The organism is Winogradskyella sp. MIT101101, assembly GCF_047126865.1.
GTDB classification, from domain to species: domain Bacteria; phylum Bacteroidota; class Bacteroidia; order Flavobacteriales; family Flavobacteriaceae; genus Winogradskyella; species Winogradskyella ouciana.
This window is the reverse complement of sequence record NZ_CP138982.1, coordinates 459038-484521: the sequence shown is the minus strand read 5'-3', so window position 1 is coordinate 484521 and position 25484 is coordinate 459038. Positions and strand designations below refer to the sequence as shown.

Sequence of the window (25484 nt, the reverse complement as noted above, 5' to 3'; positions counted from 1 at the left end):
TCCATAAAAGGTTGCGTGACTTTTCAAAAATTAATTTATAAAAATGCTAAAAACTTCATGATGCTTGCATTTTAGGACATTAAATTGCAAAATCGTATTCTCCACCAAAATCTATAGTTGTTAGTTCAATTAAGAATTTTCTATTTAATTTTTTATAGCTAACAATCATAAAAAACGATTATTTTTGCACTCGCAAAAATAACTTTACATGAAAGCCGGAATAGTAGGATTACCAAACGTAGGAAAATCAACCTTATTCAATTGTTTATCAAATGCCAAAGCGCAAAGTGCCAACTTTCCGTTTTGTACCATTGAGCCTAATATTGGCGTGGTCAACGTGCCTGATCCAAGATTGGCAAAATTAGAAGAATTGGTAAACCCTGAGAAGGTAGTGCCAGCAACAGTAGAAATCGTAGATATTGCTGGTTTGGTAAAAGGAGCTAGTAAAGGAGAAGGTTTAGGTAATCAGTTCTTGGCCAACATTAGAGAAACGGATGCGATACTTCATGTGTTGCGTTGCTTTGATAATGATAATATTGTACATGTAGATGGTTCCATAGATCCTATACGCGATAAGGAAACCATTGATATGGAGCTGCAGCTTAAGGATTTGGAAACTGGAGAGAAAAAGCTGGACAAAGTAAAGCGTGCCGCTAAAACTGGGAACAAGGAAGCGCAAGCTGAAGAAGCTGTTCTGCTTAAAATAAAAGCAGGCTTAGAAGCTGGGACTTCAGTTAGAGCTTTAGAGTTTTCAGACGAAGATTATGTAGAGTATGTAAAGCCGTTGCAGTTTATTACTGATAAACCCGTAATGTACGTTTGCAACGTAGATGAAGGTGCTGCAACAACTGGCAACGCTTATGTTGAGCAAGTTCGTGAAGCCGTTAAAGACGAAAATGCAGAAGTTTTGGTTTTAGCGGTTGGTACAGAAGCAGATATAAATGAGCTCGACGATTACGAAGAGCGCCAAATGTTCTTGGAGGACATTGGACTCGATGAACCTGGCTCTGCCAAATTAATAAGATCTGCTTATAAATTATTGAATCAACAAACCTATTTTACGGCTGGCGTAAAAGAAGTAAGAGCTTGGACGGTTGCAATTGGTGCTACTGCACCACAGGCAGCAGGAGTCATTCACACTGATTTTGAAAAAGGCTTTATTAGAGCAGAGGTGATTGCTTACAATGACTATGTGTCTTATGGAAGTGAAGCCAAAGTAAAGGAAGCTGGTAAAATGCGTGTGGAAGGAAAAAACTACATCGTTAAGGATGGAGATGTAATGCATTTCCTTTTCAATGTGTAGATTGATGTTCAGTTGTTTCAATTAGTTAGATTGCTAGGTTCAGGAGAATAAACCTTAATACTTTTTTATGCCAACAATTGAAATCAAAACGTTAATTAAAGCAGACTTAAAAACCTGTTTTGATTTATCTCGCAATATTGATTTCCATCAACAATCTTTAGAGCATTGAAAAGAAAAAGCAATTGCAGGTAAAACATCTGGTTTAATTGAACTTGGCGAATCAGTAACTTGGGAAGCTACTCATTTTGGAATTAAGCAACGTTTAACTTCAAAGATCACTGATTTTCAGAGCCCTAATTATTTTGTGGACGAAATGGTTTCAGGATCTTTCAAATCATTTAGGCATGAACACATATTCACTAATTTAGGAAATAATAAAACTGAAATGATAGACAAGTTTCATTTTAAATCGCCATTTGGTATTTTGGGTAAGATTGCAGAAGCCCTATTTTTGAGTCGATATATGACTAATTTGTTAATCACTAGAAACACACTTTTAAAACAAAAAGCTGAAGAATTGTCTAGCAATGAATAAAAAGTCAATGTTCTCAACAATATTGGGCTTTTATTGTTAATTACTTTACACCAACCATATTTCATTTTTTAAGCTATAGTCTTATATTAGCGTTCTATCAAAAATTTCGTCCTAATTCTATGGCAGAACAGACTAACTATACTGAAGATAACATACGCTCACTCGATTGGAAGGAACACATCCGAATGCGTCCTGGTATGTATATCGGAAAATTAGGTGATGGTTCTTCACCAGATGATGGTATCTACATTCTTCTTAAGGAAGTTCTCGATAACTCTATCGATGAGTTTGTTATGGGAGCTGGTAAAACCATTGAAATCTCAATACAAGGAGAACGTGTCATTGTGCGCGATTATGGTCGTGGTATTCCACTAGGTAAAGTTGTAGATGTTGTGTCTAAGATGAATACTGGTGGTAAATACGATTCTAAGGCTTTTAAGAAATCCGTCGGATTGAATGGTGTCGGTACCAAAGCGGTTAATGCGTTATCTACTTATTTTAGGGTAGAATCTACACGAGATGGCAAATCTGCTTCAGCAGAGTTTGAATTGGGTGAGCTAAGGGACGAAGAGTTTTTAGATGATACGTCTCGTAGAAAAGGGACTAAGGTAACATTTGTTCCGGATGATAGCATTTTTAAAAATTACAAATACCGAAATGAGTACGTTATAAAAATGCTGAAGAACTATGTGTATCTCAATCCTGGGTTAACCATAGTTTTTAATGGAGAGAAGTACTATAGTGAGAATGGACTAAAAGACCTCTTGTCTGAAAATATAAATGAATCTGATTTGCTCTACCCAATAATTCACCTTAGAGGTGATGATATTGAAGTGGCTTTAACTCATAGTAAAACGCAGTACAGCGAAGAATATCATTCGTTTGTTAACGGACAAAACACAACTCAAGGTGGTACACATTTAGCAGCTTTTCGCGAAGCGCTTGTTAAAACCATTAGAGAGTTTTTCGGTAAGAACTATGACGCTTCCGATGTTAGGAAATCTGTCGTTACGGCTATTGCCATAAAAGTAATGGAGCCTGTTTTTGAAAGTCAGACAAAAACAAAACTAGGCTCTACAGATATGGGTGGAGACTTACCTACGGTAAGAACTTATATCAATGACTTTGTTAAAACCAATCTCGATAATTTTTTACATAAGAATCCTGATACGGCTGAAAAGATTCAGCGTAAGATTCTTCAGGCAGAACGCGAAAGAAAGGAATTATCTGGTATCAGAAAGTTGGCAAAAGAACGTGCTAAAAAAGCAAGTCTTCACAATAAAAAATTGCGCGATTGCCGTGTTCACTTTGGTGATACTAAAAATGAAAGAAATCTAGAAACCACTTTGTTTATTACAGAGGGAGATTCTGCTTCTGGCAGTATTACTAAATCAAGGGATGTAAATACCCAAGCGGTTTTTAGCCTTAAAGGAAAGCCCTTAAATTGTTATGGCTTAAGTAAAAAGATTGTTTATGAGAATGAAGAATTTAATCTCTTACAAGCGGCTTTAAATATTGAAGAATCATTAGAGGACTTAAGGTACAATAATGTAGTAATAGCTACTGATGCCGACGTTGATGGTATGCATATTCGTTTGTTGCTTATTACCTTCTTTTTACAATTTTTTCCTGAGGTGATTAAAGAAGGTCATTTGTACATTTTGCAAACACCATTGTTTAGAGTTAGAAACAAGAAAGAAACAATATATTGCTATTCTGAAGAAGAGCGTGTTGAAGCCATAGAGAAACTGAAACCGAAACCAGAAATAACGAGATTTAAAGGTTTGGGTGAAATTTCCCCTGATGAGTTCAAACACTTTATTGGTGACGATATAAGGTTAGATCCTGTAATGTTAGATAAAGAAATGTCTATCGAAGAGTTATTGTCCTTTTATATGGGAAAAAACACACCATCTAGACAAGAATTCATAATCGAAAACCTCAAGGTAGAACTTGATGTGGTTGAGGATACGGTATGAGAACTGACAATAGAAAAGTAAAAAATACAGTTGTTTCAATATATTTTATATTGATAGTTTTTGCAATATTGTTTCTAACGGTGTTTAAATCCCTTGATTTTTTAAAGGATGAAATATTCTTTGTGCTCATAGGGTTATTTATAGTTTTGATAGTTTTTCATTCCATTGCAGGTTATTTTGAATACGATAGCGATGGGAGTAAAATAATTGTACTCAATAAAGGATTACTTTTGACGGAATACATCAATTATAGGGAGCGAAAGCTAGAATTTGACCGTTCTGAACTAGCGGGTTATAAAATAAAAAACTTCATTATTTATAAATCTCTGGTATTACTTGTGAATAAATCTAATGGTAAATCCATTAAAGAACGGTTTAATGTAACCCTTGTAAAAAAAAGAAAATTAAAGTATGTGAAGCAGTCACTTAGAAAAAACTTAAAAGAAAACCTAAAGCGAAAACAAGGATAGATGGCAGAAGAACATGACGAATTGTTAAATGAAGATAATAGTAACCAGGAGACGATTACCAAGGTTACCGGAATGTACAAAGATTGGTTTTTGGATTACGCCTCTTATGTAATTTTAGAGCGTGCTGTACCAGCCATAGAAGATGGCTTTAAGCCTGTGCAACGACGTATAATGCACTCCATGAAAGATTTGGACGACGGTCGTTATAATAAAGTGGCTAATATTGTTGGTCATACCATGCAGTACCATCCACATGGTGATGCCAGTATAGCAGATGCCATGGTGCAGATAGGCCAAAAAGATTTATTGATAGATACCCAAGGAAACTGGGGAAATATTCTCACAGGTGATAGGGCTGCAGCTTCGCGTTATATCGAAGCAAGGCTGTCTAAGTTTGCCCTTGATGTGGTTTATAATCCAAAAATTACAGAATGGCAAGCCTCTTATGATGGAAGACGTAAGGAGCCTATCAACCTACCAGTGATGTTTCCTTTGCTCTTGGCGCAAGGAGGAGAAGGTATTGCTGTGGGCTTATCAACCAAGATATTGCCGCATAATTTTATAGAGCTCATTGATGCGTCTATTAAACATTTAAAAGGAAAACGCTTTACTATATTACCAGACTTTCCAACTGCAGGTATTGCAGACATTACTAATTATAATGATGGTTTGCGTGGCGGAAAAGTAAGGGTGAGAGCAAAAATTGCCCAGCACGATAAAAATACTTTAGCAATTACAGAGATTCCGTTTGGCACAACCACATCATCGTTGATAGACTCTATCTTAAAAGCTAATGATAAGGGTAAGATTAAAATAAAAAAGATAGAGGATAATACTGCTGCAGAAGTAGAAATATTAGTTCACTTGCCTTCAGGATTGTCGCCAGATAAAACTATTGACGCCTTATACGCCTTTACAAATTGCGAAACCTCAATTTCGCCACTAGGCTGTGTTATTGAAGATAACAAGCCTTATTTTGTTGGTGTAACGGAAATGCTACGTCGTTCTACTGATAATACGGTTCAGCTTTTAAAGCAAGAGCTAGAAATTAAGTTAGGTGAATTTGAAGAACAATGGCACTTCGCCTCACTAGAGCGTATTTTTATTGAAAACAGAATTTACCGTGATATTGAGGAGGAAGAGACTTGGGAAGGGGTTATCAGTGCTATAGATAAAGGGCTTCAGCCATATATTAAACACTTAAAGCGCAAGGTTACTGAGGAAGATATCGTAAGGTTAACCGAAATTAGAATTAAGCGTATATCCAAGTTTGATATTGACAAAGCGCAACAAAAAATTGATGCTTTAGAAGATCAGATTGCTGAAATGAAGCATCATTTGGCAAATCTTATCGATTATTCTATAGCCTATTTTGAAAGATTAAAGAAAGATTACGGTGAAGGCAAGGAGCGTAAAACCGAATTGCGTGTCTTTGATGATGTAGATGCTACTAAGGTTGTAATTAGAAACACAAAGCTCTATGTCAATAGAGAAGAAGGTTTTGTTGGTACCTCATTACGTAGAGATGAATATGTTTGTGATTGTAGCGATATTGATGATATTATTGTCTTTACCCAAGAGGGAAAGATGATGGTGACCAAAGTAGATTCTAAAACCTTCATTGGTAAAAATATTATCCATGTTGCTGTATTTAAGAAAAAAGACAAGCGTACCATTTACAATATGATTTATCGTGATGGCAAAAAAGGGCCTTCGTATGTCAAACGCTTTGCGGTTACTAGTATGACAAGGGATAGAGAATACGACCTTACCAACGGTAATAAAGGTTCTCTGGTATGGTACTTCTCTGCAAATCCCAATGGAGAGGCCGAAGTCGTTACCGTTTTATTGCGCCAGGTCGGAAGCATTAAAAAACTAAAATGGGACTTAGACTTTGCTGATATCCTTATAAAAGGACGTTCGTCTAAAGGTAATTTGGTAACCAAACATTCAGTAAAGCGTGTAGAGCTAAAGGAGAAAGGTGTTTCTACCCTCAAGCCTCGTAAAATTTGGTTTGATGATGCTGTACAGCGCCTCAATGTAGATGAAAGAGGTGAGCTTATTGGCGAGTTTAGAGGCGAAGACCGTATATTGGTCATTACACAATCTGGAATTGCAAAAACGATTATACCAGAATTGACGACTCACTTTGATAGTGATATGATAGTGCTAGAAAAATGGGTGCCTAAAAAACCGATTTCGGCTATCTATTACGATGGTGAAAAAGAACGTTACTACGTAAAACGCTTTTTAATAGAGCAAGAAGGTAAAGAGGAATCCTTTATTTCTGATCATCAGGATTCACGTTTAGAATTGGTTTTTACGGATTGGAGACCAATGGCAGAGGTTGAGTTTACAAAAGAACGTGGCAAAGACCGAAAGCCTAATATGGAAGTCAACCTTGAAGAATTTATTGCTATAAAAGGCATTACTGCACTTGGAAATCAATTAACTAAAGACAAGGTGAATCAAATAAATAGATTGGCTCCGTTGCCTTACGAAGCACCAGAGGAAGTACATGCAGATGAACTCGAAGTCGTTGACGAGGAAACAGTTTCAGTAGATTTAGATGTTAGCAATACTTCTGAAAACAAGGAAAAACCTAAGGAAAGTCCTTCTTCAAAAGATGATGAAGGTAAGAGTCCTGATATTGACGATAAAGGCCAAGCGACATTGTTTTAAACTCAAGCTTTCTTTTTAACCGTTTTAAAGTTTAGGAATTCTACAAAAAGTGAGAAGGCAATTGCAAAATAAAGGTAGCCTTTTGGTATGGCGCCTACTGAGTTGCCAAAGAATTCTGTGTGCGATAAGTGTGCCGCTTCGGTAATTAACATAAAGCCGATGAGAATTAGAAATGCCAAACCAAGAACCTGCATACTTGGATTGCGATCAATAAACTTACGTATTGGGTTGGCAAAACCAATCATCACTGCAATAGAAATCATCACAGCAATTATCATTAATACAAGGGTATAGTTATGGTTTGGGTGTAAACCATTGGTCATACCTACGGCCGTAAGAATAGAGTCGACTGAGAAAATAAAGTCAATAATTAGTATTTGAGTAATGGCTTGGTTTAAAGACTTAATGACCTTAGACTTTACAGCTTTTTCATCATGTGCTGGCGTCTCAACTTTTTCACGTATTTCTTTTGTGCTCTTATAGATAAGAAATAACCCACCAGCAAATAGTATAATGGCTTGCCAGCTTATTGATATGGACAGCCAGCTAGACTCATGTATATAGAAAGGTTCACTGAGACCAATAAGGAACGATACAAAGAAAAGCAATATTATACGCTGAGCCATTGCTAGAACAAGACCTATATTGGTTGCCTTGCTTCTTTGTTCTTCTGGTAGTTTGTTTGCGGCAATAGATATAAAAACAATATTGTCTATACCTAAAATAATTTCTAGGAAAGTTAGTGTTAACAAAGCTATTATGGCATCAGAGGTCAATAAAAAGTCTAGCATGTTCCTTAATTAATTTTTGTGGCAACTCCTTTCTCTACATACATTGGTTTATTAGGCTTTTTTACGGCCAGCTTATATTCAAAAGTGTATGAATTATTGGTAGTTGACAATATTTTCATGTGAATCTCATCTTTCTCTGAATTGGTTTTTGGATGTAATTTTTTGAGTACAAACTCGCAATCGTTAATCCAACGGACAGAAGATGTGTCTACTTTTCCTTCGTAATAATCTATATTGAGTGTTTCGGTTCTAATAAATCTACCTGTTTTTTCAATACCATCAATGGTATAGTTAAATTCAAACTCACCAGTTTTAAACTCATCACAGTTACGTTCTACAGAATAACATCCTGTTAGCAAAAGTGGAAGAAATACGCGCAGAAGCTTCATTGTAAAGTTTTGTACAAAGGTAAAGAATAACGAAGTTAATTTTATGGCTTATAACTTTTAAAAGTGCCGTCTTTGTAAAAAATCACAATTTTTTCAATATCTGAATTGCTAACTGGTTTTTCTTGCGAATCTTCACTTTGAATTTGAAGATTGGAATTTGGAGTTTCAGAGATTGTATTAGTTTTTGGGAAACTGCCTTTTCCATTCAGCAACCAATACAATTCTACATCCGGATAGGAGTGAAGCACTTTCATTACAAAATCTAAACTCGGCTTATTTCTACCAGAGAGAATATGGGAAATACTAGAGCGCTGCACACCAATTTTTTCGGCGAAACTTGAAGCAGTTTCATCGTAAAAATCCATGACTTTTTGAAGCCTAACAGTGAATTCACTAGAGTTTATCATTGTAAACAGTAATTGTTATTAAATAACGGTACAAATGTAAACATTAGTATTTCAATAATCAATATCTAATAAAATAAATGATTAAAAAACTTAAACTTTAACTTTGATTTTTTATAGTAAATTACTGAAAATAAATAAAATATGATTTAAAAATAATAATCATTAAATTATTCTCAATCTATGTGGCTGGTCTTAGTCAATCATTATGTTTATTTGTATAACATTGTAACATTTTCAAATAAATTTCTTGTTTACAATTGTAAAAACACAAATGATTACATTTGTATCCCAGAAGTTTCTCTAATGAAATTAAATCATCTTAATAGTCTTTATTCTCTAGTTAAAAATCCAGAATTATTTGGACGCTACATCACAAATTCTCATATAGAAAAGTGTTTAAAAAAGCTTCCTAAATCTTTTACTTCAGTTGTAGGATATTCAGTTTTAAACAAATCCATTTACAGTTTAACTTTTGGTACGGGATCAAAAAAAGTGTTATTGTGGTCTCAAATGCACGGCAACGAATCAACAACCACCAAAGCGCTGTTCGATACTTTTAACCTCTTTTTAACCAATAATGAGATTTCAAATACAATTTTAGACTCATGCACTTTAATGGTTGTTCCTATTTTAAATCCCGATGGTGCCGAGCGATATACGCGATTAAATGCCAATGATGTTGATTTGAATAGAGATGCTCAAAGCTTATCACAGCCAGAAAGTAAAGTGCTGAGAATGGTTTTTAATGAATTTAAACCCGATTATTGCTTCAACCTTCATGGCCAAAGGACCATATATAATGTAGGCAATACCAGTAACTCCTCAATATTATCATTCTTATCGCCATCTCAGGATGCTCAACGTACCTTAACCGAAAATAGAAAGGTTGCAATGGGCATCATCTCCGAGATTAATCAGTTGCTGCAAGAGGAAATCCCTAATGGTGTTGCACGCTATGATGATGGCTTTAATTTAGACTGTGTTGGTGATACGTTTCAAAACTTTGGTGTGCCAACAATTTTATATGAGGCTGGTCATTTTCCTAATGATTACAGTAGGGAAGAGGTAAGACGTTTGGTTTTTATAGCCATACTGAAAGGATTAGACGTCATTGCATCTAGTGCTAAAGACCTGAACAGTGAGGATTATTTCAATATACCCGAAAATGGCAAACAGTTTTATGACGTCATTATCAGAAATGCTTGCCTAACAAATGATTCTTCTAATTTAAAAGATATAGCCATACAGTATAATGAGAAATTGATTGACGAAAAAGTTGAATTTATACCAACTATAGAGAAAATTTCTAAGTTAGATGATTTTTTTGGGCATAAGGAAATTGATGCCGAAGGATCTATAATAAAAAATGTAAATGATTTAGAAATAAAAGTAGGTTACGAAAACGATTTCGTTTTGATAAATAATGAAAAAATCTCATTAAAACCTTAAAAAAACTGTTTTTAGATACGTATTTGTTAATGAAAATCCTTTATTTTTGCATAAAGTTTAAAGATTTACAATTATGGCGAAGTTTAAATTAGACGAAGTTGACCACCAAATTCTCGATATGCTTATCGATAATACACGTATCCCATTTACTGATATTGCTAAAAAATTATTGATATCTGCAGGTACTGTTCATGTCCGTGTAAAGAAAATGGAAGAAGCAGGAATTATAAGAGGGTCTTCATTAACTTTGGATTATAAAAAATTAGGATATTCATTTATCGCCTATGTTGGTGTTTTTCTGCAAAACACCTCTCAGACCAAGTTTGTTCTAGAACGTGTGGAAACCATACCTTATGTTACAGTTGCACACATAACTACAGGAAAGTTTAATATCTTTTGCAAGATAAGAGCTAAGGATACTATGCATGCTAAGGAAATTATCTTCATGATAGATGATATAGATGGTGTTTACAGGACTGAGACTATGATTTCTTTAGAGGAAAGTATTAACGATAAAAAACGATTAATGCACACCATATTTAACGAATTATAATAAGCCTATTAATTTTATAGAGAAGCCCTTAGTATATTTGCTAAGGGCTTTTTGTTTAAAAACTTTTGATGATGATTTCAGAAACTATAAATATAGAAGAATACAATCCATATTACAAGGCTTATATTGATAAGGCTTCTGATGTTGATATATTAAAAGGCTTAAAATCAAGTTTTGATAACGCTATAGATTTTTATTCGAAGCTGCCTTATGAAAAACATGATTATGCTTATGCGGAAGATAAATGGACAATAAAAGATATTTTGCTTCACGTTATTGATACCGAAAGGGTCTTTTCATATAGGGCTCTACGTATTGCAAGGGGAGATAAGACACCTTTAGCTGGCTTTGAACAAGATGGCTATGTAGCAAGCGGTAATTCTAAAAAGCGTTCTTTAGAAAGCCTCATAGAAGAATATAAAAGCGTAAGACTTGCTACCATATCTCTTTTTCAAAGCTTTGATCGTGAAACACTTTTAAAAATGGGTGAGGCCAGTGGCTTTGCAATTTCAGTAAGAGCACTGGGTTACATAATTGTGGGTCATGAAAATCACCATATACAGGTGATAAAGCAAAGATATCTTTAGTAATTATAATCTTTAAAAGCTTCGAGAATAAGGTCGTTATTTGCTTCGCAATCAATTTTTGGTTTTCCGATAGATTCTAAGAGCACAAAATTTACCTTTCCATGACTGTTCTTTTTGTCATGCTTCAAGAAGTCAATAATAACGTCCTGATCTCTTTTTTCAATATTGACTTTTGAGAATGTTTTTAAAATGCCTTCCTTTATTTTTTTAAATTCATCAGTCGATAAACCACAGACCTTTGTTGATAGGTATGACTCTAGCACCATTCCTATAGCGATTGCTTCACCGTGTAATAATGGTGTTTTGTCTGCGTTGCCTAAAAAATAACTTTCAATGGCGTGTCCCATGGTGTGTCCAAAGTTTAATGTTTTTCTTAGGCCTTGTTCTTTTATGTCTTGAGAAACTATGGTGTTTTTAATAATTACAGAATCATATATCAATTTGTCTAACTCTGAAATGTCCATATTTTCAAAATTCACCAAATTTTCCCAATAGCCTTTATCAAAAATTAAACCATGCTTTAGCATTTCTGCATAGCCGGATACCATGTGGTTAGGAGGTAAGGTCTCTAAGTAAGACGTGTCAATTAAAACCATGCTACCTTCACTAATAATGCCTATTTGGTTTTTTAACACACCAAGATCAACACCTGTTTTTCCTCCCACAGAAGCATCAACCATGGCCAGCAAAGATGTGGGAACATTTATATAGTCTATACCTCTCATATATGTACTTGCCACAAAACCTCCAAGGTCAGTAACAACTCCACCACCTAGATTAATTAGTAGACTCTTACGATCAGCTTCGTATTCTGACAGAGCTTCCCAAACACCTGTGCAGATATCTATTGTTTTATGATCTTCTCCTTCTGGCATTTCCATAACCTCTACAACAATATCTTCGGATTCTAATTGAGATAAAAACTTTGGCAAACAATATTCATGGGTATTAGTATCAACAAGAATGAATATTTTAGAAGGCTTAGAAGATTTTATATATGAGCTTAATTCTGAGTAAACCTTTGAATTAAAGTGTACTATAGCATTTTTTGTAGTGATGGATTTCATACCAAAAAAGTTCCTAAATTATCGCTGTGAAAATACTCCCTTTTTTTAGAAAAAAATAAGCTTTGGTTTAAATATATTTGCATTAATATTCTATAGCCTATGATAGATCGGTCACTATTTGAAGACACAGCTACGGCCTTTGCGTTAAAATCTGATTCTGAATTAGAACGCGCTTACTTTTTATTTAAAATGATTTCCTCGCAACCTTTGGTGCGTATAGGTACTGCTGCAACTAATTTTGCTCTTAAAGCCAATTTACCCGTTGAGGGCTTAATTCGTTCTACGGTTTTTGATCATTTTTGTGGAGGTGTAAATGAGGAAGATTGTTTGCCAGTTATAGATAAGCTCTACACTAAAAGTGTGAGTTCTGTTTTGGATTATTCAGTAGAGGGAAAGGAGACTGAAGTACAATTTGATAACGCTGTAGAAAAGATATTGAAAATCATTAATTTCTGCGACGAAAGAGAGGCCATGCCAATAGTCGTTTTTAAGCCTACTGGTTTTGGAAGGTTTTATCTTTATCAGAAGAAAACCGAAGGAAAAGATTTGACAACAGAAGAGCAAGCCGAATGGGATAGAATAGTTGCTAGGTTTGATGCGGTTTGTAAACTCGCCAAGGAAAAAGATGTTGAAGTATTGATTGATGGTGAAGAAAGCTGGATGCAAGATGCAGCAGATGATTTGGTTGAGGATATGATGCGTATTTACAATACTGAAAACACCATTGTTTATAATACTTTGCAGTGTTACCGTTGGGATAGACTGGATTATCTTAAGGGTTTGCATCAACGTGCTAAAGAAAATGGATTTAAAGTAGGCATGAAAATTGTCCGTGGTGCCTACATGGAGAAAGAACGTGCTAGAGCAGAAGAAAAGGGTTATGAATCTCCGATCTGTGAAAACAAAAAAGCCACAGACGACAACTTCAATACTACCCTTGTTTATATTTTAGAAAACTTAAAAGACATCTCGGTATTTATTGGTACTCATAACGAAGAAAGTTGTTACCTCTCTATGGAACTTATGGAAAAGTACAATATCAATAAAGAAGATAACAACGTTTGGTTTGGTCAATTATATGGCATGAGTGACCATATTAGTTACAACTTGGCGGCTAAAGGCTATAATGTTGCAAAATACATCCCTTTTGGACCAGTTAAGGACGTTATGCCTTATTTAATAAGAAGGGCAGAGGAGAACACTTCTGTGGCTGGGCAAACTAACAGAGAATTATCATTATTAAAAACAGAAAAGAAAAGGCGTAAACTATAAATGCCTCATCATAAGACGAGGCATTTTGTATTTGAAAAGTTATTTGCGCTTAAAAATCTTCCGGTACCATTTCTTTTTGTTATCAGGATTATCTCCATAACCATAGCCATAACCGTACCCTTTAGCTCCTGGTTTAACTCCGTTTAACAGCATCGTCATATTTGGTAAACGTTTTTCTTCATATAATGTTTTTGCAACATGTACTAGATGTCTTTTGTCAACACCATCAGCACTTACAACATAGATAAACATATCTGCAAAATTTGAGATTAATAAAGTGTCGCTTACCAACCCAACAGCAGAAGTATCTGCTATTATATAATCATATTTTTTCTCAAAGTGCTTAAAAAGTTCTTCAACTCTGTCACTCATCAATAACTCTGATGGATTTGGTGGGATTGTGCCAGAAGGAATTATATCTAAGTACGGATTATCTTTATGTTTTAAAACTATGTCTTGTGCTTTTACAGAAGAGTCAGCCAAATAATCTGTTAATCCTTTTTTAGGTTTTTCTTTTATATAGAGATAATCTAAGATTTTTGGTACCCTAATGTCCATTTCAACTAATAAAACAGATTTTTGTGAAAAAGAAATAGAAGTCGCTAAATTGGTACTGGTGTGTGACTTACCTTCTTGAGCTTTAGTTGACGTAACAAAAATCTTTTTAGCCCTACCATTGATACCTTTAAGCATGAAATCTACATTAGATCTAACAATTCTGAACGCTTCTGCTTTTGGTGAATAATCAGCTTTTTTAACAAGTCTAACATTTTTAGAGGACTGAGGTATGTCGCCTAAATATGGAATGTCTAAAATACTTACTAAGTCATTTTTTTGATAGAGTTTAGTATCTAACATATCAGATACATATATCAATCCGAGCGGAATCATAAGACCAAATATTAAGGCTGCTAAATACGTAAGAGTTGGATTTGGCGCTACAGGTCTGTATGATGAATAAGCATCATCAACAATTTTAGCATTAGGTTGGTACATGCCTAATCTAATTGCAGATTCTTCACGCTTTTCTAATAAATACAAATAAAGAGACTCCTTTATATCTTGTTGCCTCTGTACACCTCTCAAAGTTCTGGCTTTTGATGGCGCTACATAGAGTTGGCCACTAATTCTATTGCTTTCAGAATTCAAATTATTAAGTGTAAGCTCAGACGTTTTTTTCATACTGTTCAATGAACTTTCAAGATTGTTTTTTAATTGATCAATCTGATTGTTCAACTGAACCACAACAGGGTTTTTCTCTGTGGAATTTTTTAAAACCCTATCTCTTTGGGCAACTAATTCATTATGACTTTTAATGATTTGAGATGTATTAGAATCTCCAATACCTACATTTGCGGGCAACATGTCACTAAACTTACTTTCATCATTCAATTCTTCTTGTAAATAAGAGATCATCTGAATATTTGTAGCAGTTGTAGAAATCTGTTGATCTAATTGTTTTTTTGCTTGTAGATTCAGATTGGTTTGCGAGCCCAGGTCAGTAAGGTTGTTCTTTTGTTGTACCTGTTCTGCAGTAGATTCTACCTGGCCTAATTCCTCCTGTACTTGTTCTAGACGTTTATTGATAAACTCTGAAGTTACTCTAACAACTTCTTCTTTATCGTGTAATACATCGTTGTTATATTCTTTAATAAGTTGATTTAGAAAGTCAACTGCTTTTTGGGCTACTGTTTCTTTTAATTCTAACGTAATAACACTAGAGCCTTTTTCCGTATATGCACTGACACTTTTTTGAAAGTAACTAACAAGCCTAGATACAGGTGTGATGGTTATTTTTAAATTTCTTCCTATTATAAATGAGTCTGATTCTAAGTTGGGAACTAGAACGATGCCTCCATAATTGGTGTCAATTTTATCACCAAATGCATATAGTTTTCCTTCAGATTCATTTCTATCTATAAAAGACTTTCCATCATCTTTAAAAAGTATAAATTCCGAATCTGATTTTACTTTGATAAATATATTAGCTCTTACATTATTAATGATAGAATCGCTTTCAAAGAAACTAAGACTTATAGGAGGGTCTTCGTATAGTTCTTTTTCTTTTATTTTACCTTGATTAAAAATGCGAATATTGAGGTTAAGCGTTTTAATGATGTTCTCCATCAAAGTACGCGATTTTATAATCTGAATTTCGTCCTTTATTTTATCTGTACCACCTGAGAACAAGCCCTCGCTACTAATCTCTTCGATGCTCGGCAACTTGGTTGCTTGTTTTTCATCTCGTATTTTAATTGTTGCAGAGGCTTGGTACTCATAAGTTGTGTAACGCAAATAGGTATAGCCTATAGCAATGGCTATAATAACAGAAAGAGCAATCCATTTCCAATAAGAAAGGAAGAGCTCTACTTTTTGTTTTATATCTGCTGTTACTGAATTTGTTTTAGATTCCATAAAGAATTTAAAGGTAATATGTTATTTTACTAAGAATACTGCTACAATGGTAGTAAGTGTACCGATAGCAGAAATTAATACTGAATTATTTTGGTTATATGTAGATGAACGAATTTTTGCATTGTTCGGTTCTACATAAATAACATCGTTTTGCTGAAGGTAATACACAGGTGAGTTAACTACATTAACTGTAGTGAGATCTATTTTAGCATATTTCTTTTTTCCATCAACTTCTCTTACTAAAAGCACATTTTTACGCTTACCAAAAATTGTTAAATCATCAGCCAAACCTAGAGCTTCAAGTATTGTAATTCTTTCGTCTTGTATGGTAAACGTGCCTGGATTCCTAACTTCACCTAGAATGGTAACGGTAAAATTAGCCAATCTTACATTTACGATGGGGTCAGTTACATACTCGCTTATTCTTTCGGTTAACATGTCCGTTAACTCTGTTCTTGTTAAGCCTGCTATTTTTAAAGTTCCCAATACAGGAAACTCAATATTGCCATCATAATCAACAAGATAGGTTTGTTGTTGTAGCCCACCTCTAGCATTAACAACATCAGAGGTTCCTCCAGAAACTAATGAAAGATTAAAAGGCCTTACAGTGTCTGGATCTAAAGCAGCGACGTTAATAGTTAAAATATCGTCTGGCTTATAGATTAATTGCTTTGGTTCGGACATTGTTACATCTCCCTCTAAGGGCTCGTCTTGAAAGTAAATAATGTTTTTACGTGAACCACAAGAGGACAAGATTAAAAAAGCTAATATTGGAATAATAAGATTACGAGTTTTCATTTTTTGTTTTTTAGGTATAGTTTATAATTTGGCTTATTTCTTTGTGTCCAATACTTCATAAGTTGAATTGTTGGATATATATTCTGGTATTAAATGTTTTATCAATGATACTATTTCCAACGGTTGTGTTAGAGTCTTAATAGTTGTGAGCTTATTGATTTGTTTTTCAACCTCATCAATATCTACACGTCTAGACTTAGCAATCATTATTTTTTCATGATAAGTTTTCTTTGTGTTTTCACCATCGGCTAAAAGCTCCTCATAGATTTTTTCGCCAGGTCTAAGTCCTGTGATTTTTATATCTATATCTTCAGGATAACGTAATCCTGATAGGATAATCATATTTGTGGCCAAGCTAAATATCTTTATTGGCTCACCCATATCAAAGACAAATATCTCACCACCATTACCCATTGCGGCTGCTTCTAATACCAATTGACAAGCTTCTGGTATGGTCATAAAGTAACGTGTTATATCTTTATGTGTAACAGTTAATGGACCGCCTTTTTCAATTTGTTTTTTAAATAGAGGGATAACAGAGCCATTTGAACCTAATACATTACCAAATCTTGTAGTTATAAACTTAGTGTGTCCTTTACCTTTAAGACATGTTACATAAAGCTCAGCAATTCGCTTTGTTGCACCCATAACGTTAGTAGGGTTTACAGCTTTATCTGTAGAAATTAAAACAAACTTATCTACACTATGTTTAACTGCTATATCAGCTACGTTTTTTGTACCTCCAATATTAACGCTTACAGCTTCATATGGATTGTTCTCCATAAGAGGAACATGCTTGTAGGCAGCTGCGTGAAACACCATTTTTGGTTTGTACTGGTTAAATATTTGGTCTATTCTAGATTTATTTCTTACGTCTGCAACTATAGCATCAATATTTGTAAGACCTTGTTGTCTAAACTCTTGTTGAATATCATATAGTGCAGATTCTGCATTGTCAACAAGTATTAATTTTTTATAATTATACAGGCTTATTTTTCTGCATATTTCACTACCTATTGATCCTGCAGCACCAGTAATCAATATAACTTTATTGTCGTACTGCTCTTCTAAATCTGGATTTTTAATATTGATAGGGTCTCTACCTAGCAAGTCTTCAATTTTAACCTCTTTTATCTGACCAACACTTAAGTCACCATCTATCCAGCTCTGTACTGGTGGAACAATCTTTACTTTAAGCCCTAAAGCAAATAAGTTTCCGGTTATTTGTAAAAGCCTTGTAGGATCAATATTTTGAATAGAGATAATTACATCTTCAACTTTATGTTTTTTTATAAACTTCTCGTCAATCTCATTGATGTTGTGAACCTTAAGAAGGTTTATTTTCTTTCCTATTTTACGCTCATCGTCATCAATAAAACCAACAACTTCCAAACCGCTTTTGGTATCATTCTGAATGGCGTCATAGGTAAGCATCCCTGAATTACCAGCACCAAAAATCAATACGTTTGATATAGTCTTAAAATCTTGAGTTATTTGATTATAAAGAGATTTTATAAATAATTTGGCTCCAATTAAAAACAGGATATTTAACAATAAATGAATATAAATAACTGAACCAGAAATATTAAATAGAGTGTCATCCCCTAAAAATTTTCTACTTAAAAAAGTAAAGCAAATAAGTATAGTTGCCAATATATTGGCGCCTATAATAACATTGACAATATCTTTAAAGCCAGTAAACCTTACTACTCCTTTATGGGATCCCACAGCTATTAAACTAATGGCAGCAACAACAGCAACATAAGGTATCTGTTGTAAAATCAATAGTATATCAAAATCAAACTGAAAGTTATACCGTATTACATATGCCAAGAAAAACATTGCCACAACAATAGACACATCAAATAATAGCACTAGCCATTTTGAGGCATATCGCTGTGAGATTTTATGTAAGAAATCAACTAACATACTGCAAAATACGTATTTATGGTAGAAATTACTCTATCCAATTCTTCATTAGTAAGATTTGAGCCACTTGGTAAACATAGCCCTCTATCAAATAATTCATCAGCAACACCATTTATATAGCTAGGTGAATCTTCAAAAACAGGTTGTTGGTGCATAGGTTTCCATAATGGTCTAGACTCAATATTTTCTTTTTCAAGCGCAAGCCTTAAGTCCTCTCTAGTTTCTTTAGAATCTAATAAGACAGCTGTTAACCAACGGTTAGAAAAATGACCTTCTGGCTCTTGTAAAAATGTTATGTTATTATTGTTTTTAAACGAATTAAGATATAACTCGTGATTAGAGCGTCGTTTTGCCACGTGGCTATCTAAGATTGTCATTTGACCTCTGCCTATACCAGCTACAATATTTGACATTCTGTAATTATAACCTATATGAGAGTGTTGGTAATGCGGTGCATTATCTCTGGCCTGAGTCGCTAGGAAAACTGCTTTTTGTTTTTGCTCTTTTGTTTTTGTTACCAAAGCACCACCACCAGAAGTAGTAATAATTTTATTTCCGTTAAAAGATAAAATTGATAAATCACCAAAAGTCCCACAATTTTGACCTTTATATTGACTGCCTAGGGATTCTGCACTGTCTTCAACTACTGGAATATTATATTCTTTAGCTATTTTGTGTATTTCTTCAACTTTATAAGGCATACCATACAAATGCACAGGGATTATGGCTTTAGGCTTTTTTCCTTTTGTCATTCTGTCTTTAATGGCAATTTCTAATTGTTCAGGGCACATGTTCCATGTATCCCTTTCGCTGTCAATAAAGACTGGTGTTGCCCCTTGATAAGCTATAGGATTAGCTGAAGCCGAAAACGTTTTGCTTTGGCAGATTACTTCATCTCCTGAAGAAATTCCTAATAAAATGAGACTTAAATGTAAAGCAGATGTGCCTGATGCTAATGCTGCAACATGGCAATCTTCATTAAGATAAGATTGTAAGTCATTTTCAAAGCCATTTACATTTGGACCCAAAGGCGCTACCCAATTAGTGTCAAAGGCTTCTTTTATGTAAGTCTGTTCGGCACCACTCATGTGAGGTGACGACAACCATATTTTAGGTTTCATAAGCAAGAATTGTTAAGTAATTTGCATTACTATCTCAATTTCATGTCTTAGAGGGATTTGGGACACGATTTAAAATCGGTTTAAATATGCGTTAATAATGTGTCACACCCCAAATAAAGACGATAAAAAGCAAATATTTACGTTGTTACATAAAGCTACTATTCTTCACTTAATTATTTTGAAATAAATGACTTAAATTATGGTTAAAACATTTATTTTGTGCTTTTGTATGTTATAGTTTTTGTTAAAAATCGGACCAATTGTAAGTATAAACTTTACCGAATTTTTAAGTTATTCATAGCTGCTATTCTCAATAAATCCTAAATGAAAGTATATTTGAATTGTATTATTTTTTGCCATAAATCGATAGAATGAATATCTTAATTACTTCAGTTGGTAGGCGAGTATCTTTAGTGAGGGCATTTCAAAAAGAACTTAAAGGTTTTTTTTCTGAAGCTAAAGTTTTTGCGTCAGATGTTAGTCCTGTACTATCAGCCGGCTGTCAGGTGGCTGATGAATATTTTGAAGTGCCAGCTTTAGACGAATCTTCCTATATTGAGTTCTTATTGAATTTATGTGACGAGAATGGCATTAAGCTAATCATTCCTACAATAGATACAGAATTACTTCTTCTTGCTAGTAAAAATGACCTGTTTGAAGCCATAGGTGTAAAGGTGCTCATTTCTTCACCAGAGTTTGTAAAAAAATGTAGGGATAAAAGAATTATTCATGAATTTTTTAAATCTAATGGTATCACTATCGCTAGAGAATATGAAAAGGATAATTACGAATTGCCACTTTTTATAAAACCAATTGATGGCAGTAGAAGTGTAAATACATTTATTATTAGTACCGAAGAGGATTTAACAGCGGAGCATTTTTCTAACGAAAAACTCATGTTTTTAGAATATCTGGATCATGATATTTATGACGAGTTTACTTGCGACTTATATTATGATGGGCACAGTAATTTAAAGTGTGTTGTGCCTAGAAAGAGGTTGGAAGTAAGAGAGGGTGAAGTTTACAAGGCTGTTGCCAAGAATAATGCTCTTGTGGGTTACATAAAAGAAAGATTGAATTATATTAAAGGAGCGGTGGGCTGTATTACTGCTCAGTTTTTTCTCCATAAAGAGGATGATGATAAAATCTATGGGATAGAAATCAACCCAAGATTTGGAGGTGGTTATCCTCTGTCTTACTTAGCTGGTGCTAATTTTCCAAAATGGATTATTGAAGAGTATTTGTTAGGTAAAACCATTGAAGACAAGTTTGACAGTTGGGAGAATGATTTATTAATGATTAGATATGATGATGAAGTTTTAGTCCATGGATATAAAGGTTGATAAGCATACAGTTATAGTTTTTGATTTAGATGATACGCTATATAACGAAATAGAATATTTAAAATCCGCGTATAAGTTTATTGCCAATGACTTAGATCCTGCAAACAGAAAATCCCTGTATAGAAACATGTTTGCTAAGTATAGAAAAGGTGATAATGTTTTTCAGTACCTGGCTAATAATTATAAAGTTGAAGTAAAGGATCTAATAGAAGCTTACCGTAATCATAATCCTAAGATTTCCTTATTCGACGACGCATACCAAACCCTTACGGACATAAAGCGTAAAGGAGGGAGCCTCGCAATCATTACAGATGGTAGAGTAAATACCCAAATGGCAAAAATTGAAGCTTTAGGGATTAAGGACTTGTTTAGTGAAATTATTATATCTGAAGCCTTGGGAACAGAAAAACCAAATGAGCAAAACTTTAAGGTTGTAGAAGAAGCCATACCTGCTAGAATATACTACTACATTGGAGATAATATTAGTAAGGATTTTGTCTCACCTAATACAATGGGATGGAAAACAATTGGTTTAATAGATAATGGTTTAAACATTCATTTTCAGGTAGATGAAAATTTAAAAGAAGAGTTTTTTCCACAATTCCTTATCGCTTCTTATAAAGAACTCAATATAGTTTGAAAAAAAAATTATGCTTGAGAAGGTTCACTTTTGGTTCCAGTAAACCTAGGCATATCTACCTCATCAGAATTGTTTATATCCTTACGATTAATTACTTTGTCTATAGTCTTGAACAGAATCTTCAAGTCAAGTAAAAATGACTGGTTTTCAACATAATAGACATCAAAATCAAACTTTTGTTCCCAACTTATAGCATTTCTACCATTGACTTGTGCCCATCCGGTTATGCCTGGTAAAACATCTTGCCTCTTTGCTTGCTCTTCATTATATAGATCTAAATATAAAATCAATAACGGTCTAGGGCCAATAAGACTCATATCGCCTTTAATAACATTAATCAACTGAGGGATCTCATCTAATGAATATTTTCTGCAGAAATTACCAATTTTTGTTACTCTCTCTACGGCTGGCAAAAGATTTCCCTCACTGTCTACAGCATCAGTCATGGTTTTCAATTTTATAATTGTAAAAGGTTTGCCATTTATACCAGCTCTAGGCTGATAAAAGAAAGGTTTTCCATTATTAACAATAGCGAGGATTATAACTAGAGTTATTAATAACGGTGATATTAATATAAGGCCGATGAGGCAAGCGATAAAATCTGCAATTCGCTTAATAAAAAGTCTATATATTTTTTTCATCTTAGTAGGATTTTTGTTGTTATGTAAGTTCAATTAATATGGGGTGCAATTCAGTTTAATTTAAACTCTCGTTTATAATAGCTATTAAATCGTTATTGATAATATTTACGTCAAACCGTTCTTCAGCATATTTTCTACTGTTAATACCCATTTCCTTTATTTTGTGGGGATTTGTAATAAAATATTCCATTGGCTTTATAAGTGCATCTAGATTTTGTGGTTCAATTAAAAATCCATTTACACCTTCTTTTACAGATTCTCTACAGCCTACAGAGTCAGTAGTAATTATGGGGTTTCCACATGCACAAGCCTCTAGCGAAGTCCTAGGTAGTCCTTCTCTGTAATAACTTGGTAATACAAAAATATCTTTTTCATGTAAGTGCTCTTCAATATTTCTTTGCTTGCCATGAAAAATAATTATGCCTTCTTTATGCAATTGTTTAAGTTCTTCTTCACTAATTGCAGATGGTGATATTTCTGGAGCGCCAATTAAGTGAAACTCTGTTTTAGGATATTTAGCCTTTAAAGCTTTTGCGGCTTCCATATACAACGCAACTCCTTTTTCTTTTATAAGTCTTGCTATAAAAAGAAAGCTGACTTTATCTGAAGGACTTTTTTCCTTAAATCTAAATTTGTCCAGGTTAATACCAGACCCACTAACAAAACCTGCTTTTTGCTTTTTTTGAAATTACATTTCTATCTAATAAAAGTTGATGATCATCAGTATTCTGAAAAACGATGCATTTATTTTTTCTAATTGATAATTTATACAATGTTTCATTAAAACGTTGGAGTAGTCTAGCTTTAGAGGATAGGCCCGTAAACGTATACCCTAAACCAGTAATTAACGATACTACAGGTACATTACACATATTAGCAGCCATAGAGCCGTAAATTACGGGCTTAACGGTATAAGGAAAGACTAAGTCTATTTTATTTTCCTTTATAATGGACTTTAATTCTCGTATAGATTTAAAATCTTTTATGGGATTAAGACCTGTACGCTGTAAGTTAAACTGAACAGGAGTAGCACCAAGCTCTTTAATGCGTTCACTGTTTTTCTCTGCAAAGCTAGGAGCAGCAGTAAAAACCTCAAAACCATAATCTACAAGGCTTTTGATGAAATCCCCTCTAAATCTAATGAGTGATCCGTCAAATGAAGCTATAAGTAATATTCTTTTTTTCTCCATTTTGTACTAGCTTTTTTTAAGAAAATTAAATTTATACCATTTTTGAAAACAGTAGAAAGACCAAACTCTAAACGTACTATCTTTTTTACTGTCTAAGTGATCTTTTACGAGGTTGGTTATTATCTCTACGTTGAAAAGACCTTGTTCTTTAAGAAAATTAGGATCTATGTAACTCTCTAGTTCCTTTCTTAAGCTTTGTCTTAACCAATCGCCAGTTGGACTACCGAATCCACTTTTGCCTTTTTCTAAAAATTCATCAGGGAACTGGTCTTTGAAAGCTTCTTTTAGAATATACTTTTTATTCCAACCTTTCATTAAATAATCTTCTGGCAATGTATTAGTAAATTCCCAAATCTCTCTATTTAAGAACGGAGCTCTACATTCTAATGATGTCATCATACTGGTTCTATCTACCTTAGCCAACATACCGCCTTCTAAGCTCAAAATTTTATCCACCAACCTAAAATCGGTTAAGGACTCAATTTTTTGTTTCCCGAGAAAATCTTTATATTCTTGAAAAAGATTGCTCTCAAAATGCTCTGGCTTTAAAATTTCTTTTAATAGATTGCTTGTATTAGCTAGAGAAATAATATCCCAATAGAAATCACCTTCATAATCAATAGCATTTAATAATTTGTTGATTTTAAAATTTCTACCACGCTTATCATCCTTATCCACAAGGTATTTGTTACTTAACTTTGATACAACTTTGTGCAGCCCTTTTGGCATAACACCTGTGTATCGTTTGTTCATTTTACCTATATAGTATTTGTTGTAACCGCCAAATACTTCGTCACCACCATCACCAGTTAGGGCTACTGTAACGTGTTCTCTAGTTTTTTCTGAGAGTAGGTGTGTGGGTAGGGCAGCCGTATCTGAAAATGGCTCATCAAAATTCACTAAAATCTCGTGGATATTATTTTTAAGGTCGTCTTCATCAATGATAAACTCATGATGTTTACTATTAATCATTTTGGCAACGACTCTAGACTTGTCAGTTTCATCATAAGATGCCTTTTTAAAACCAATTGAAAAAGTGTCAATTTTTTTATCTGTGGTTTGCGATAAGCATAATGAAATTATTGATGAATCCACACCACCAGACAAAAACGTACCTAATCCTACATCTGCAATAGATCTGCTGTCTACACTATTGTAAACCAAGTCTTTAGTTTTTGCTTTGGCATCTTCAAACGATATGTTAGATGTTTTTGGCTTTGGTTCTACGTTTATTTTATGAATACTGGTTTGATGTGATGCTAAATCGTATTCTATATAATGATTAGCTTCTAACTTGTGAATGTTTTCATAAATAGTATGCGGAGCAGGAATATAGGTTAACCTAAAATAGAGATTCAATCCTTTTTTTGAAATATTAGGCTGAAAATCAATAGTATTGATAATGGATTTTAATTCTGATGCCCAAATAAATTCCTTGTCCGTATGCGTGTAATACAATGGTTTTTCACCAAAGAAATCTCTGGCAATAAACAGTTTGTTAATTTTTTTATCATAAATGCTGAAGCCATACATGCCATCTAGCCATTGGAAGGATTCAACACCATACTTTTCGTAAGCTTTTAGAATCACCTCAGTATCACTAGAAGTGTTAAAAGTAACTCCTTCAGCCTCGAGCCTGGCTTTTATTTCTCTATAGTTGTAGATTTCGCCATTAAAAACGATAACAATTTGTTTATCATCTGTAAAAATAGGCTGTTGCCCAGAGGATAAATCTATAATGGATAGTCTACGCATTGCCATACCAACGGAGAAGTTATTGTTTTCTTCCGAAAACACACCATCTTCATCAGGACCTCTATGAATGATAAGATCATTCATATTATTAAGAATGGAAGTTAACTCATTCTTGTCTCGGTTGGTCTTGGCTATAATGCCATTAATTCCACACATATCTTTGGTTAA

At 34.0% G+C, this 25484-nt stretch carries 23 protein-coding genes; 11 read left to right on the top strand and 12 right to left on the bottom strand.

What is annotated here, in order from left to right; translation table 11 throughout:
- Nucleotides 1-208 precede the first annotated feature (208 nt).
- The 5 genes from ychF to SIB89_RS02180 all read left to right on the top strand — a co-directional run bounded on the left by ychF (nt 209) and on the right by SIB89_RS02180 (nt 6969).
- Nucleotides 209-1303: a redox-regulated ATPase YchF gene (ychF, locus tag SIB89_RS02200; protein WP_412560979.1), complete on the top strand. Its 1095-nt coding sequence runs from the start codon at nt 209-211 to the stop codon at nt 1301-1303.
- Between the two features lie 385 nt (nt 1304-1688).
- On the top strand, nt 1689-1838 hold the full coding sequence (locus tag SIB89_RS02195; RefSeq protein WP_412560978.1) for a hypothetical protein: 150 nt from the start codon (nt 1689-1691) through the stop codon (nt 1836-1838).
- A gap of 119 nt (nt 1839-1957) precedes the next feature.
- On the top strand, nt 1958-3817 hold the full coding sequence (locus SIB89_RS02190; protein ID WP_155087407.1) for a DNA topoisomerase IV subunit B: 1860 nt from the start codon (nt 1958-1960) through the stop codon (nt 3815-3817).
- 80 nt (nt 3818-3897) lie between these two features.
- A complete protein-coding gene (locus tag SIB89_RS02185) occupies nt 3898-4287 on the top strand; it encodes a hypothetical protein (protein ID WP_412560977.1) in 390 nt (129 codons plus the stop codon).
- Nucleotides 4288-6969 (top strand): DNA gyrase/topoisomerase IV subunit A, encoded by a 2682-nt coding sequence (locus tag SIB89_RS02180; protein WP_412560976.1) that lies wholly within the window; start codon nt 4288-4290, stop codon nt 6967-6969.
- A gap of 2 nt (nt 6970-6971) precedes the next feature.
- On the opposite strand, the gene SIB89_RS02175 is transcribed toward SIB89_RS02180, so the two are convergent.
- The 3 genes from SIB89_RS02175 to SIB89_RS02165 are packed head-to-tail and all read right to left on the bottom strand — an operon-like array spanning nt 6972 to nt 8556.
- Entirely contained in the window at nt 6972-7760 is a 789-nt protein-coding gene (locus SIB89_RS02175; RefSeq protein WP_412560975.1) for a TerC family protein, read from the bottom strand.
- Between the two features lie 5 nt (nt 7761-7765).
- Nucleotides 7766-8149, bottom strand: coding sequence for a hypothetical protein (locus SIB89_RS02170; RefSeq protein ID WP_412560974.1), 384 nt, complete (start codon nt 8147-8149; stop codon nt 7766-7768).
- A 41-nt stretch (nt 8150-8190) separates the two neighbouring features.
- Nucleotides 8191-8556, bottom strand: a complete 366-nt coding sequence (locus SIB89_RS02165) for a helix-turn-helix domain-containing protein (protein ID WP_412560973.1) — start codon at nt 8554-8556, stop codon at nt 8191-8193.
- 303 nt (nt 8557-8859) lie between these two features.
- Here SIB89_RS02165 and SIB89_RS02160 point away from each other — a divergent pair, with 303 nt between their 5' ends.
- From SIB89_RS02160 to SIB89_RS02150, 3 genes are all read left to right on the top strand, one after another.
- Complete coding sequence (locus tag SIB89_RS02160) at nt 8860-10005, top strand: M14 family zinc carboxypeptidase (protein ID WP_412560972.1); 1146 nt, start codon at nt 8860-8862, stop codon at nt 10003-10005.
- Nucleotides 10006-10078: 73 nt separating this feature from the next.
- Nucleotides 10079-10558 carry an Lrp/AsnC family transcriptional regulator gene (locus SIB89_RS02155; RefSeq protein WP_155087414.1) on the top strand — a complete coding sequence of 160 codons (480 nt, stop codon included), beginning with the start codon at nt 10079-10081 and terminating at the stop codon, nt 10556-10558.
- A 68-nt stretch (nt 10559-10626) separates the two neighbouring features.
- Complete coding sequence (locus SIB89_RS02150; protein WP_412560971.1) at nt 10627-11145, top strand: DinB family protein; 519 nt, start codon at nt 10627-10629, stop codon at nt 11143-11145.
- Here the strand turns inward: SIB89_RS02150 and aroB are convergent.
- Nucleotides 11142-12212, bottom strand: a complete 1071-nt coding sequence (aroB, locus tag SIB89_RS02145; protein ID WP_412560970.1) for a 3-dehydroquinate synthase — start codon at nt 12210-12212, stop codon at nt 11142-11144. The genes SIB89_RS02150 and aroB overlap by 4 nt on opposite strands.
- Before the next feature lie 99 nt (nt 12213-12311).
- Here aroB and SIB89_RS02140 point away from each other — a divergent pair, with 99 nt between their 5' ends.
- Nucleotides 12312-13484, top strand: coding sequence for a proline dehydrogenase family protein (locus tag SIB89_RS02140; RefSeq protein ID WP_412560969.1), 1173 nt, complete (start codon nt 12312-12314; stop codon nt 13482-13484).
- 39 nt (nt 13485-13523) lie between these two features.
- Here SIB89_RS02140 and SIB89_RS02135 read toward each other — a convergent pair whose 3' ends face one another.
- Genes SIB89_RS02135 through SIB89_RS02120 form a run of 4 tightly spaced genes read right to left on the bottom strand, consistent with a single transcriptional unit; the run spans nt 13524 to nt 19747 of the window.
- A complete protein-coding gene (locus tag SIB89_RS02135; RefSeq protein WP_412560968.1) occupies nt 13524-15899 on the bottom strand; it encodes a GumC family protein in 2376 nt (791 codons plus the stop codon).
- Nucleotides 15900-15920: 21 nt separating this feature from the next.
- Nucleotides 15921-16697: a polysaccharide biosynthesis/export family protein gene (locus tag SIB89_RS02130; protein ID WP_412560967.1), complete on the bottom strand. Its 777-nt coding sequence runs from the start codon at nt 16695-16697 to the stop codon at nt 15921-15923.
- Between the two features lie 33 nt (nt 16698-16730).
- Complete coding sequence (locus SIB89_RS02125; protein WP_155087419.1) at nt 16731-18626, bottom strand: polysaccharide biosynthesis protein; 1896 nt, start codon at nt 18624-18626, stop codon at nt 16731-16733.
- The gene (locus SIB89_RS02120) at nt 18620-19747 is read right to left on the bottom strand and encodes a DegT/DnrJ/EryC1/StrS family aminotransferase (protein WP_412560966.1); all 1128 of its coding nucleotides are present in this window, start codon (nt 19745-19747) and stop codon (nt 18620-18622) included. Before SIB89_RS02120 ends, SIB89_RS02125 begins: the two co-directional genes overlap by 7 nt.
- Before the next feature lie 371 nt (nt 19748-20118).
- Between SIB89_RS02120 and SIB89_RS02115 the strand changes: the two genes are divergently transcribed.
- Both SIB89_RS02115 and SIB89_RS02110 read left to right on the top strand, forming a co-directional pair.
- A complete protein-coding gene (locus tag SIB89_RS02115) occupies nt 20119-21090 on the top strand; it encodes an ATP-grasp domain-containing protein (protein ID WP_412560965.1) in 972 nt (323 codons plus the stop codon).
- Nucleotides 21074-21730 carry an HAD family hydrolase gene (locus tag SIB89_RS02110; protein WP_412560964.1) on the top strand — a complete coding sequence of 219 codons (657 nt, stop codon included), beginning with the start codon at nt 21074-21076 and terminating at the stop codon, nt 21728-21730. Before SIB89_RS02115 ends, SIB89_RS02110 begins: the two co-directional genes overlap by 17 nt.
- 8 nt (nt 21731-21738) lie before the next feature.
- Here the strand turns inward: SIB89_RS02110 and SIB89_RS02105 are convergent, their stop codons facing one another.
- The 4 genes from SIB89_RS02105 to asnB all read right to left on the bottom strand — a co-directional run bounded on the left by SIB89_RS02105 (nt 21739) and on the right by asnB (nt 25472).
- The gene (locus tag SIB89_RS02105; RefSeq protein WP_412561872.1) at nt 21739-22362 is read right to left on the bottom strand and encodes a sugar transferase; all 624 of its coding nucleotides are present in this window, start codon (nt 22360-22362) and stop codon (nt 21739-21741) included.
- A gap of 64 nt (nt 22363-22426) precedes the next feature.
- Nucleotides 22427-23011 carry a glycosyltransferase gene (locus SIB89_RS02100; RefSeq protein WP_412561871.1) on the bottom strand — a complete coding sequence of 195 codons (585 nt, stop codon included), beginning with the start codon at nt 23009-23011 and terminating at the stop codon, nt 22427-22429.
- A 16-nt stretch (nt 23012-23027) separates the two neighbouring features.
- Entirely contained in the window at nt 23028-23561 is a 534-nt protein-coding gene (locus SIB89_RS02095) for a glycosyltransferase (protein ID WP_412560963.1), read from the bottom strand.
- 6 nt (nt 23562-23567) lie between these two features.
- Nucleotides 23568-25472 (bottom strand): asparagine synthase (glutamine-hydrolyzing), encoded by a 1905-nt coding sequence (gene asnB, locus SIB89_RS02090; protein WP_412560962.1) that lies wholly within the window; start codon nt 25470-25472, stop codon nt 23568-23570.
- Between the last annotated feature and the right edge of the window lie 12 nt (nt 25473-25484).